Genomic DNA, 12,273 nt, shown 5'->3' with positions numbered 1-12,273 from the left:
CTATCGCCAGTCGAGATGGAAACTCGCCTACCGTCCGTCGTACGACGCGCGCAACCGCGAGAATTTTTCCGAGACCGCACCGGCCAGCTCGATATAGGCCTGCATTGTCGCTGGCTTGAGCAGACTGAAGTCGATATCTGCGCCCTCGGCGAGGTGCTGATCGAACGGGATCAAATGTATTGACTGGCAACGGGCTTCGAAATGCTCGTATACCTTGTCTAGTTTGAGTGACGCGGATCCGGGCCGAGATGCGCTCAGCACCACGTGCGCCTCGCGCACCAGCCGGGCGTGCCCGTGCTGCATCAACCAGTCCAGCGTCGCCGAGGCGCTGCGGGCGGCATCGATGGCCGGCGAACTCACCAGCACAATGGCATGAGCCAGATCGAGCACCCCGGACATGGCCGAATGCATGATGCCGGTACCGCAGTCGGTGAGGATGACGTTGTAATAGTGCCGCAGGATGTCCATCGTGTGGCGGTAGTCCGTCTCGCCGAATACTTCGGCGACGGCCGGGTCCTGTTCGCTGGCAAGTACTTCCAGTCGGCTCGATGCCATCCGTGTGTGGGCTCGGACATCGGTGTAGCGCCGGATGTTGGGATCACGCAGCAGGTCTCGCACCGTCGAATGCGTTGAGTAGTCGCGGACGCGCTCGGCCAACGTGCCGCGGTCAGGGTTGGCGTCGACGGCGATCACCCGGTCGGTCCGGACCATGGCGAGCGCAGATCCCAGGCCCAGGGTTGTCGTGGTCTTCCCGACACCGCCTTTGATGGACAGCACCGCGATGCGGAAGTCGCCGGCGATGGGCTGACGGATCTGGGCGAGCAGTTCCTCCATCTCACGGTTCTTCCGCGAATCACCTGGGTTGACGCGGCCGCCGGTGGCCTTGTGCAGGGTACGCCGCCAGCCGGACTGTGGAGCGTGGCGGCCACGGTTGAAGATCTCAGCCTCGTCCAGCGAGGTCGGCACCCGAAAGGCCTGTGGCGGAAGGTAATCCGGCGGCGGCCCGGGCGGCGCTGCGTGGCGCGACCGGCCGTTGGTGTCGGAGTGGTCTTCACCGTTGTAGGGCGGCTCCGCGCCGCTGGCATGTGCGGCGGCGGGCCGCCAGCCCGGCGGTGGCGGTGGCGGCGGCATCATGGCGGGCCACGGCGGTGCTCCCCGCCAGCCCGGTGGCGGTGGCGGGGGAGGCAGCGGAGCCCACCCCGGCGGCGGACCAGCCTGTTGCGCCGGCGGCCAGTTGGGCTGCGGCCCGGGCCTGACGGCTTCGGGTGCGGTATCTGGAACAGCCTGCGGGGCAACCTCTTCGACGGGCACCGGCTGTGGCTCGGGTTCGAGCTGCACCTCTGCTACCGGCTCCGGCTCGGGTTGCGCCTCAGCTACGGGCACCGGTTCGGGTTCGGGTTGCGCCTCGGTTACCGGCTCCGGCTCATGCTCAACCGCTGCCGGCTCGGGAGCGGATTGCTGTACGCGGCGTGACTCCATGAGTTCGAACAGCCGGGCCGCGCGGGCGTCGACATCATCGAGTTGCGGTGCGGGCTCGGGCTCCGGTTCTGCGGCGACGACGGGTTCGTCCGCAACGACAGGTGTTTCCGTCACCGGCGGTTCGGGCTGAGATTCCGGCTCGGGCTCAGGTTGGGGTTCGGGAGCCGGTGATTGTGCGCGGCGTGACTCCATGAGTTCGACCAATCGCGCCGCGCGGGCGTCGACGTCATCAGGTTCCGGAGCGGGCTCGGGGACCACCCGCTCGAATGCCGGGACAGGCTCCGGGGCCGCCTGATCGGGGACCGCCGGCTCTAAGGCCGCGGCAGGCTCCGGGGCTGCCGGCTCAGACAAGACCGGCTCCGGGGTCGCCGGCTCGAGCCCAACTGGCTCGGGAACGACACGTTGCGGCTGCCGATATCCCCGCGGAACTTCGTTGAACAACGGGGAATCGGTCGTCGCCTCGGGCGTCGTCCACTCCGGCGGAGCCGCGGGCTGCCAACGCGGAGGGGTATGCCGAGGCGACGATGGCGGAGGCGGCGGAGGCGAATCGAACTGCGCCGGCGGCTCCGGCTCCCGGACGCGGGCCGGCGGGAGAGACAGAACGGTATCTCCGGGCAGTGGCGACGGGTCGGGTGCGATCGGCGGATCCTCACGATGCGATCTGCCGCGCCGCGAGCGGCGCCGTTCCTCGTGTGGTTCTTCTATCGGCATCGCTGACGCATGCGTCAACCAGGGGGGATGCGCGGGCCCGCTCCGTTCCGCCGGAGGCGGTTCGTGATCGGCCACGTTTCCCTCGATCCCCTCGATGCGCGCGAATAGGCACTCCAACTCGTCAATTCTACGGGGATTCTGTAGGCGTGCAGGCGGCGGATTGGACGCCGGCAGCGACGGGCTTAGTCGCGGGTGCGTTTTACGACTGCCAGCGCGACCGCAGCACCAGCAGCGCACAGTCCCAACACAGCTAGAACGATGTTGCGGGCCCGCGCGCTCGCCGGATCGGGATGCGGCGGGCCCGCGATCGGATGGCCCTCATCTGGGTTGGGCAGCTCATTCGCGGGCGGTAGTTCGTAGGTCAGGGCCGCCACTGGGTCCACGACGCCGTAGCCGGTGGCCAGATTGGGGCCGGCCTCCGGGGTGCGGGCGGTCCGTTTGATCCGGTCCATCACCTGACCGGCCGACATCCACGGGAACCGCGCCCGCACCAAGGCCACTACGCCGGAGACGAACGGGGTGGCGAAGCTGGTGCCGTTGATCGGCACCAGCGCACCGTTCTGGTCGACGAATGCGTTGATCACGCCCGGCCCGTTCGGGCTCAACGAGGTGATCTTCTCGCCTGGCGCTGCGAGATCCACCCATGGTCCACGCAGGCTGAAATCGGCGGGTTCGGCCTCGGGCGTCAACGCCCCGACCGTGAGCACGTAGTCCTGGAACCACGCCGGGCTGGCGATCGTGCGCACCGTGCCCCACGCGTCGGCCAGCGGCAGATTGGGGTCGCGGATCTCGTTCTGGGTGCTGCACAGACCCTGCTTATTGAAATTGCCCGCCGCGGCCACCACGACAACGTTTCGCTCGAAGGCAAACCGCACCGCGCGGCCCAGATCAGCGTCGTCCATACCGGCACCGACAGGTGCGCATGCCACCTCAGACAGATTGATGACCGTCGCACCCAGGTCCACCGCCCGCACGATCGCCCGGGCCAGCGTCTGGGTGCTGCCATAGCCGACTGACACCGAGTTCGGATCATTTGCCGCCGAACTGGAACCGCGCACCGAGTACACGCCGCTGTTCTGCCGGATGGACAGGATCGCGGCGTCCGGTGCCACCCCGGCGAACGCGTCATCCTGGCTAGGTGAGGCCGCGATGATCCCGGCCACCAGGGTGCCGTGCGCGTCGCAGTCGACCAGGCCGTCCGACGAGGAAACAAAATCGCCGCCGCCGTCGAGCACCCGCAACCGCGGATTCGGCGCCACCCCGGTATCGATCACCGCGACCTTCTGGCCGAAGCCTGTGGAGAACTTCCATGCGTCGCTGAAGTTGAGCATCGCGTCGGCACTGGGCTGCAGGCTGAAATCGCTGTTGGGAAACACCCCGCCGACGCCGCAGATCGACTTCTGTTCGGTGGCGTCGGGGGCGCCGCCGCCACCGCCGGGCGGCGGTCCCGGCGGAACGATCGGGGGAGCTATCGCGTGCGCGGAGGGCGCCATCCCGATCCCGACCACCACCATTGAGGTGGTCACCAGGGCCGCCCATCGGCGCATCAGAACCCCAACCGGCTGTAGACCCCGGCCACCCACAGCGCAATCGGGACCAGCGCCGCCGTGGCCAGGTAGTCGACGTACGCCAGCGCTGTCCTGGTCCTGCCCGACGGCCCGCCGTCGGACACCCGCATGCCCACCACTGCGGCGCCCACCGCGGCCAGCAGCACCACCGAAAACGCCACGAGGGGCAGCGGTTGCGCCCCGTCCTGAGCGGCCCAACAGGCGTACCCGCACAGCGCAACCGCCGGCACGACCAGGGAGGCACGCTCGACCGCAGTGGTCGGTCTCCGGGTGTAAAGCGCGAGTGCCGCGACGCACATCAGGGCGAACACCAGCCCCGACCAATGCGGCGGCTTCTGCGCGCTGAGCACAACCGACCCGCCGACGGTCGCGGCCACACCGAACCCGGTGTACAGCGCGGCACGGGTCAGCTGTGCAGAACGCACCCGATCCCACACACCTTCGGCGGTCGGGGTCGACGATGCGGGCTCGTCGGTGGCGGCCGGAACCGACGGCTGGCTGAACGGGTTCTCGAACATGGGTGGCTCGGGTTCGGGTTCGTCGCGGTGCCGCGGCGGTGTGAAGCGGCCCATCGGCGCCGTCAGCCACGGCACCGTCAGGCACGCCAGTACCCCTACGACGGCGAGGCCGGCACCGACCAGATCAGCCCGCACCCCGACCTGGTGGAGCACCAGTGCCAATCCGCCCAGGGTGAAAAATGTTCCCGCAGCTAGGTACGCCCAGCGTCCTGTCCCGATCGCCCGGTAGCAGCAGTAGCACACGAGCACAAGCACCGCGCATCCCGCGGCCGGCCCGTACCCGCCCAATCCGGACAGCAGTGCCCACACCACGCCCGCGCTGATCGGGATCGCCGCCCAGCCGAGTGCGGCACCGGCCGAGGGCTCACGATAGGACCGGTGTGCCATGGCGCCAACACCGACCAACGCCAGTGCGACGACGATCGACAGTCCCGCCAGGGCACCGCGGTGCCGTGAGAAGGCGTCCCCGACTAGGAAGAACAGCAGCGTCAGGGCAGCCAGATGGATCCCGGCGTAGGCCATCCAGCGAGCCGCGGTGGCATCCCAGCCCGTGTACGACGCCTTGTTGAGCCGCGCGGCGGCATCGACCACATCGTCGTAGAGCGTCGGGATCGTTAGCGCCCGTTCTGAACTCAGCCGCAGCAGCGAGCCGTTGACGACTCCGGCCTCCCGCAGCGTGGTGTCCGGTGCCAGGGGTTCGCCATGGGCGGCTGTGGCGAGCACCCAGTAGTTCCGTTTGGCGTCCTTGGCGCTCGGAGCCTCGTCCGGCGGCGCCACGGGGACCCCGTCACGGGACTGGACGAGCCTGACCAACTCGGGCAACAGGCTTGCGATGGTGGCATCGAGCGGCAGCGACACATCGAGCTGGGTGTGTCCGCCGAGCACGGACAGTCGAACATGTTGCGGGGCAGCCGGCTCCACCCGGAGCTGGACGAGTTCGCGCGCGCCGGTCACAGGTCTGGCATCTTCGACAGTTGGACGACGTCACTGCGGACCGTCCGGGAGACCAGCATGCCCCGCCCTGGCGGCATCGGCTGGGCCTTATAACCGAAAAGTGCCCCTTCTTCTTTGGTGCCGTTCATCACCAGACCATTGCACGAGAGGTCCCGAAGTCGGCCGATGATCGGGTCCATGATGGCGCGCCCGGCACCGCCGATGCGCCGGGCGATGATGACGCGCAGGCCGATATCGCGGGCCTGGGGAAGGTATTCGATCAGTGGCCCCAGTGGATGATTCATCGAGCCACCCGGGATGAGATCGTAATCGTCGATGAGGATGTAGAGATCCGGCCCGCTCCACCAGGACCGTTCCTTGAGCTGCTGTTGGGTGACGTCGCTGGGTGGCAGCCGGTCCCTCAGTGATTCGGCCAGCGCCTTCATCAGCTCGGCACAGGACTGTGCGGCCGTGGCGTATCCGCCCAGATAGTCGTTGTCGACGACACCGAGCATGGTGCGCCGGAAGTCGACCAGGATGATCTTCGCCTCGTCGGCGGTGGCGTTCTCCATGATGCCGGTCGCGATATTGCGCAACAGCCCCGTCTTGCCGCATTCGGTGTCGCCGAATACGACCAGGTGTGGCTGCGCATCGAAATCCAAGACCACCGGCGCCAATTCGGACTCGCTGATGCCAATCGCGATCTTGGCCTTGCCCAGCCGGCCGGCTGTCCGGGCGGCGTTCACCACCTGGGCTCGGTCGAGTTCATGCGGCAGCATCCGCAGGCGCGGAGCCTCACGGTTGCCGTAGTACCGGCGCACGGCCTCACAGGAGGCAGCCACTCCGGCGGGCAGATCCTCGACATTCGAACTGGAGTCCAGTCGCGGCAGGCCGATGAGGATGTGCAGACGCTCGGCGTTGATGCCGCGACCGGGACGGCCCAGGGGTACCAGTTCGGCGAACTTGCGGCCCACATCGCTGTCGATCGGATCACCCATCCGCAGTTCAATGCGGGTACCGAGCATGTCCTTGACGGCGGGCCGGACTTCCATCCAGCGGGTCGCGGTGACGGCCAGGTGAATTCCGTAGGACAGGCCCTGAATCGCAACGGCCTGCAGCGCCGCTTCCAGGATGTCGAAATCGGCCTTGATGGTGGCCCAGCCGTCGACGACGAGGACGACATCGCCGAACCGGTCCTGACTCAACAGATCTCGGGCTGCTGCCTCGGGCGGCATTTTGGCCAGCTCGGCTTTGCGCTGCCGGAAATCACGCATCGACTCGATCCCGAGGTCGCGGAACCTCAGCTCGCGTTCGCGCAGGAGGCCGGTGACTTCGGCGACGGTCCGCCGGATGCGGTCGTGATCCATCCGACCGGCGACGCTGCCGACATGTGGCAGGTTGGTCAGGCTGCCCAGGGTGCCGCCGCCGAAGTCGAGGCAGAAGAACTGCAACTGTTCGGGCGTGTGGGTGGCCGCCGCCGACATGATCATGGTGCGTAGCGCCGTCGACTTACCCGATTGTGGGCCGCCGACAATGGCTACGTTGCCCTGGGCGCCGGACAGGTCGATGGTCAGCACGTCTCGGCGCTGATCGTAGGGCCGGTCTACCACACCGATGGGTAAGAGCAAGCGGCCGTTGATATTCCGAGGATCGGTCCAGGTGGAGTCGGGCAGCAGATCGTTGACGGCGGGGCTTTCCTCCAGCGGCGGCAGCCATACCTCGTGGGCGGGCCGGCCGTGGCCCTTGAGGCGGCTCACCACCATGTCGAGCAGGGTGATCTTGGTAGGCGACGACGGCTGCTCCGGTTCGTGATCGGGTTCGGTGATCTGCACCGGGGCCGCCGGTACCGGGTCCTTCTTGACTGGGGTGGCTGTGAACAGTTTTGGGGCCAGCGCGCCGAGTTGCGTGGTCCGTCCGGAACGGTTCGCCGACGCCCGGGGTTTGACGTATTCGCCTGATACGTAACAGGTGTTGAAGCGCAGCGGTTCGTCGGCATCACATTTGAGGAACGCCGAACCGGGCACGCTGGGCAGATGGTAGGCGTCGGGAACGCCGAGCACACTGCGGGATTCACCGGCGGAGAACGTCTTCAGGCCGATGCGGTAGGACAGGTGGGAGTCCAGGCCACGCAGCTTGCCTTCCTCCAACCGCTGAGAGGCCAGCAGCAGGTGGATGTGCAGGGATCGGCCCAGTCGGCCGATCATGACGAACAGTTCCGCGAAATCCGGCTTCTGGGAGAGCAGTTCGGAGAACTCGTCGACCACGATGAACAGCGCGGGCAGCGGTTCCAGTTCGGCACCGCTGGCCCGTGCCCGTTCGTACTCGGTGACATTCGGGAAGTTGCCGGCCGAGCGCAGCAGTTCCTGGCGACGGTTCATCTCGCCGGCCAGGGCGTCGCGCATGCGGTCGACCATGGTCAGCTCGTCTTCGAGGTTGGTGATGATCGCGGCGATGTGGGGGGCGCCGTCCAGGCCGAGAAACGTTGCGCCACCCTTGAAGTCGACCAGGACGAGGTTCAGCGCCTCCGGCGAATGGGACGTGATCATGGCCAGCACCAAGGTGCGGAGGAACTCCGACTTGCCGGATCCGGTGGCGCCGATGCACAGCCCGTGCGGGCCCATGCCGTTCTCGGCGGACTCCTTGATGTCGAGTTCCAGTGGCTGACCGGACGGGGTGTAGCCGATCGGCACGCGCAGCCGTTCGCGCGGGGAGCGTTGCCGCCAAACATCTTCGGGCACAATGTCGGCCGCGTCGGGAATCTTCAGGAGCGCCATCAGGCCGGGGTCGGTGGCCCGGCTCTCGGCTTCCAGGCTGACGATGTGGGCCGCATTACCCGGCCGGAACCGGCCGAACCGGCGTGCGGTGGCCTGCGCCTCGGCGATGGTCAACTGGTCCGGGTTGGCGAATCTCTCAGTGCCCGCAGCGGTTTTGGCGCCGATGTCGTCGTTCTCGACCAACAGGTGCAGACCGCGTCGCGCGGCCGCGCTGTCCGGTGGTCCATTGAGGTCCAGCACCGTGACACTGTCCAGGCCGGCATCGGTCACCAGCCGTTCGTCACCGGTGACGTATCCGTCGTCGATCACGATCACCAGCTGCTTCATGCCTTGGGGCAGTTGCGAATTGCGGTTGAACCGGCCGCGTTCGGACAGGTCGTTGCCTAGGGAGCTCTCCAACAATTCCAGCGACGGGTAGAGCATCCGCATGGTGCCGCAGCCGTCGCTGACCGTCGGATGCTGCGCCTGCGGCAGCCATTTGACCCAGCTCCAGTTCTCGTTGTCCGGGTTGGCCGTCACCACGGCGATCTGCAGATGGTCAGGTCCGTGGAAAGCACACAGCTCGAGGAGCATCGACCGCACCAACCGCTGCGTCAGCTTGCGATCCCCCTCGAAGGTGACCGTCGGAAATGCCCGCAACGACACCGCGGTGGGCAGCGCGTGCACCACCGAATGGGTCTTCACGAAACGGCGCAGCGCCACCGTGGACACCGGTTCCAGGTCTTCCGGAGGACCGGTCTCCGGTGCCAGCAGCCGTGTCGCCAGCCGGTGGGTTCCGACGCCGACACGGACATGGCAGAAATCCCCGTCACTGGGCCGGCGCTCCCACATCCGGCGGGTGCCGGCCACGTCGATGAGGGTGCGCGGGTCCGGGTGACTCCACTCCAGGGACGTGCGCTGCGAGGCGCCGGTGCTGTCGGCGTCGTCACGCAGATTGGCCAGGTAGCTGAAGTAGTCCTTGCGTTCCTCGTTCAGTTCGGCGGCGGCCTTGCCGGAGCGTCCGCCGCCGCCCATGAACATGCCGGCCATCGACATGATCATCATCATCGGGAAGATCAGGAACATCGGGTTGCGGGTGAGGTCACGTCCGCCGACGGTGATCATCAGAGCGATCATCCCGACGACAGCGACGATCATCACGAAGGGCATCAGCTTCGTCAGCAGATTGCCGGGGACGACGCGGGGGACCTCGGGCGGTGACTGCAGGTTCACCTCCCCGCCGGGCATCTTGGGTGGCGAGACCCGCAGACGACGGACAAATCCCTGCGTGCCCACGCTTGCCTCCCCCACCCCTGGATACTCGCCCGCTCAGGCTACGAGCGATCGTGGGTATTGTCACACCGTCAGGATTGATGAGGTGGGAGGCCCTATCCGATGACGTTGCCGCCGTCGCTGTCGGAACTGGAGTCGCATTCGGAATCCGAGCAGGAGCTCAGCCGGGTGACAGTGCTCGTCGGAGGGTTGGTCCTCGATGTCGGGCTGCCTACCCACGTCAGCATCGCCGCCGTCATCAACGACGTCATCGACCTCGCCAACGATCAGGTGCCGGCTCACAGCATGCTGGTGGACGTCGAGTTCGACAACGCCGAAGACAAGTGGACATTCGCGCGACTGGGCGGCAGCGCGATCGACCCCAGCAGGTCTCTGGCCGAGGCCGGAATCTATGACGGCGACTTCCTGGTGGTGCAGGAGATCGGGGTGCCCGCCGCGCCTCTGCTGTTCGACGATGTCGAGACCAACAAGGCCGACACCGACAGTCGCAAGCAGTGGCTGATCGACAATGCGCGCACGGCAAGTTGGTTCGCGCTGAGCATCGCGGTGGGCGTGCTGACCGCGGTACTGCTGCCGCGGCAGACGGTCGCCGCCCTGGTACCGGCAGTGCCGATCGCCGCCATCGCCGCGCTGGTACTGGGGGTGACGTGCGCGGCGGTCGCGTGTGTCCAGCCCTACCGATCGGGGCAGCCGAAACGGTCAGCATGGCTGGCCGGTGCGTCGATGCCGCTGATCTTCGGCGGGGCGTTGTTCGCAGTGCCCGGTGCGCACGGCGTCAAGGCGCTGCCGATGGCCCTGGGTCTCACTGCACTGGTCGCTCTGTTGATCCTGCTGTCATCCGGCCGTGGCCGATCGCTGTACACGGCCGTGATCGGGATCGCCGTGCTGTGCATTCCAGCAGCCGTGGCCGAACTGGTACTCAGCCCGGCGCCGCGGGCGGTTGGCGCGATACTGGCGACCGTCGCGGTGACCGTCGTGTACATGGCGCCGCGCACCACCATCATGCTGTCGAAGCTTCCGGTGCCTCGGGTTCCGACCGCGGGCGAGCCCCTCGACGACATCGAGACACAGGGCGGTACGACGGTCGAGGGCGTCAACGCCATCGGCAAGCAGGTCATCCCGACCGAGGAGGGGATGACCGAGCGGGTGCGCCGTGCCAACGAATACCTGACCGGCATCATCGCCGCTGCCGCCCTGACCGCTGCCTTTGGCTGCTACTTGGCCGTCGATGTCAGCAACGGATTTTTCTGGCAGGGAACGGCTTTCTCGATTGCTGTCGCCACCGTGCTGTGCCTGCGTGGCCGCAGCCACCACGACCTGGTGCAGTCGGCAACGTTGATCGGCGCCGGGCTGCTGATCGTGCTGGCGATGATCGCCAAGACGGCGCTGAATCTCGAAGGCTGGCAGATCAATTCGGCCCTGATGTTGGTCGGTCTGATCATGCTGGTGGTGTGCACCGGGCTGGTGGCGCCGCGTTTGGAGTTCTCGCCCGTGCAGCGGCGGCGGGTGGAACTGCTGGAGTACCTGGCCATCGCGCTGGTCTTCCCACTGGCGTGCTGGATCATCCGGCTATATGCATTCTTCCGCGAATTGCATCTGTAGCTTGGGGCTCTCGGGTGGCGGACGGTTCAGTCAGCCGGGGAGCGCGTCCAGCGCCGCTCGGTATTTGGCGGCGCGTTCTGGAGTGGTGCCCGTCGACCCGCGGAAATGAAAATTCAGCATGATGTCACCTTTGACGTGAATCTCATCTGGCGTCCACATGCGGGCGGCACTATCCAGTTCGGCCCGATTCGGAAACTGGATCACCGTCACACCATCCCCTTTGAGGTTCTGTACGCACCGGATCTGGACGCACAACCCCGGTCCTCCGTCGGTAGTTCGGTCGGTAATCCGGTGGCGACGATGATCGCATCGAACACCTCGGCAGCGGTCAACCCGCCGGGATCCGCTGGCTGGTTCGGTGGCGGAGGGGTGGGGCAGGTCGCGCGATAGAACGGCTGCACCTTCGCGGCGGTCTGCCCAGCGGTGAAGGCGCCGTATGCCAGGCGCGAGATTGTTCGAGCGAATGCGGCCGCCTTTACACCATGGGCCACGATGTGGTGGGCTGCGTGTCCTGCTGGCAGCGGACCCATGCCATGGCGTTCCATGTCTTCGGCTAGTAGTTGCGACGGACATGGACTGAGCCCGTAGGGGTCTGCGAACGCGGTGGGGTTGGCGGGGTAGGTGTACGGATTTGGTGCGGGGGCCAGTCCGAGGGGGTCGGGGGTGAGGTAGGCGCCGGTGGTGGGTTGGTAGTAGCGGTGGTGGTTGTAGTGGAGGTTTGTTTCGGGGTCGTGGTATTGGCCGGGGTAGCGCAGGGGGGTGTCGGTGCCGGTCCAGGTGGTGGTGCCCCACATGGTGGTGTGTGCGTGGCCGGTGAGTGTGTTGTGTGGGTGTGGGTTTGGGTGTGGGGGGTGTGGCGGCCGGGGAGGTAGGACCAGGACACGGTGTCGCCGGCGCTGTCGGGTTGGCGGGGTAGGTGTGGGGGTTGGGTGCAGGCGCCAGTCCGAGGGGGTCGGGGGTGAGGTAGGTGCCGGTGGTGGGTTGGGCAAAAACTCCCCGAATGGGTCGAGTGTTGAGCGCACACGAGCAAGATCGCCGAACTCGAATACAAGATAGCCTGGAGTTAGCGCAAGAACGTTTGGGGGCGTCAGTAGTCGCCCGTGTTCGTCGTGCTCATGAATCCTGAAAAATGGCTCACTCCAATCGACTGGACTCGCCTCTGAAGTGCCAACTCCTGCAACTACGCGGCCTACAGTACGATTGGTTTGTATGCAAGTGCCTTGTCCACTATCTCTTCGGCCGAGCGAAATTCTGAATCCTGAAAGATGTAATCGATGATATGCGGATCGGCTACAGCAGAGGAAATCTCATCTGCCAATCGCTCATGATCCGCGTCTACATCACCCGGCAGTGGATTCATTAATCGACGTACTAAGACGATCAATTCGCCCCGACTCAATTTATTCATACTGTATA

The 12,273-nt window shown here is 66.5% G+C and carries 7 protein-coding genes and 1 pseudogene; 1 reads left to right on the top strand and 7 read right to left on the bottom strand.

Annotation, left to right across the window (positions count from 1 at the left end):
- Nucleotides 1-27: 27 nt before the first annotated feature.
- From EB75_RS28355 to eccCa, 4 genes and pseudogenes are all read right to left on the bottom strand, one after another.
- Nucleotides 28-1,449: pseudogene (locus EB75_RS28355) on the bottom strand (nucleotide-binding protein); the annotation flags it as partial.
- A 923-nt stretch (nucleotides 1,450-2,372) separates the two neighbouring features.
- On the bottom strand, nucleotides 2,373-3,704 hold the full coding sequence (mycP, locus tag EB75_RS03275) for a type VII secretion-associated serine protease mycosin (RefSeq protein WP_083611934.1): 1,332 nt from the start codon (nucleotides 3,702-3,704) through the stop codon (nucleotides 2,373-2,375).
- Between the two features lie 32 nt (nucleotides 3,705-3,736).
- On the bottom strand, nucleotides 3,737-5,230 hold the full coding sequence (eccD, locus tag EB75_RS03270) for a type VII secretion integral membrane protein EccD (RefSeq protein ID WP_073694048.1): 1,494 nt from the start codon (nucleotides 5,228-5,230) through the stop codon (nucleotides 3,737-3,739).
- A complete protein-coding gene (gene eccCa / locus EB75_RS03265) occupies nucleotides 5,227-9,258 on the bottom strand; it encodes a type VII secretion protein EccCa (RefSeq protein ID WP_073694110.1) in 4,032 nt (1,343 codons plus the stop codon). Before eccCa ends, eccD (EB75_RS03270) begins: the two co-directional genes overlap by 4 nt.
- A 99-nt stretch (nucleotides 9,259-9,357) precedes the next feature.
- On the opposite strand from eccCa, the gene eccD (EB75_RS03260) reads away from it, so the two are divergent.
- Nucleotides 9,358-10,857, top strand: a complete 1,500-nt coding sequence (gene eccD, locus EB75_RS03260) for a type VII secretion integral membrane protein EccD (protein WP_073694047.1) — start codon at nucleotides 9,358-9,360, stop codon at nucleotides 10,855-10,857.
- A 30-nt stretch (nucleotides 10,858-10,887) separates the two neighbouring features.
- Here the strand turns inward: eccD (EB75_RS03260) and EB75_RS03255 are convergent, their stop codons facing one another.
- The 3 genes from EB75_RS03255 to EB75_RS28640 all read right to left on the bottom strand — a co-directional run bounded on the left by EB75_RS03255 (nucleotide 10,888) and on the right by EB75_RS28640 (nucleotide 12,265).
- The gene (locus EB75_RS03255; protein WP_073694046.1) at nucleotides 10,888-11,067 is read right to left on the bottom strand and encodes a hypothetical protein; all 180 of its coding nucleotides are present in this window, start codon (nucleotides 11,065-11,067) and stop codon (nucleotides 10,888-10,890) included.
- On the bottom strand, nucleotides 11,064-11,651 hold the full coding sequence (locus tag EB75_RS03250; protein WP_073694045.1) for an RHS repeat-associated core domain-containing protein: 588 nt from the start codon (nucleotides 11,649-11,651) through the stop codon (nucleotides 11,064-11,066). The genes EB75_RS03255 and EB75_RS03250 overlap by 4 nt, the downstream gene beginning before the upstream one ends.
- A gap of 395 nt (nucleotides 11,652-12,046) precedes the next feature.
- Nucleotides 12,047-12,265 carry a hypothetical protein gene (locus tag EB75_RS28640; protein ID WP_142239397.1) on the bottom strand — a complete coding sequence of 73 codons (219 nt, stop codon included), beginning with the start codon at nucleotides 12,263-12,265 and terminating at the stop codon, nucleotides 12,047-12,049.
- Nucleotides 12,266-12,273: the final 8 nt, after the last annotated feature.

Origin of the sequence: Mycobacterium sp. ST-F2 (assembly GCF_001905655.1) — a bacterium.
In the GTDB taxonomy this organism is placed as follows: Bacteria; Actinomycetota; Actinomycetes; order Mycobacteriales; family Mycobacteriaceae; genus Mycobacterium.
This window is presented reverse-complemented; position numbering and strand designations above follow the sequence as displayed.

Coding starts and splice junctions, on each gene's coding strand:
- EB75_RS28640 (WP_142239397.1), bottom strand. CDS start 12,265: ATGAATAAATTGAGTCGGGGCGAATTGATCGTCTTAGTACGTCGATTA.
- mycP (WP_083611934.1), bottom strand. CDS start 3,704: ATGGTGGTGGTCGGGATCGGGATGGCGCCCTCCGCGCACGCGATAGCT.
- EB75_RS03250 (WP_073694045.1), bottom strand. CDS start 11,651: ATGTGGGGCACCACCACCTGGACCGGCACCGACACCCCCCTGCGCTAC.
- eccD (WP_073694047.1), top strand. CDS start 9,358: ATGACGTTGCCGCCGTCGCTGTCGGAACTGGAGTCGCATTCGGAATCC.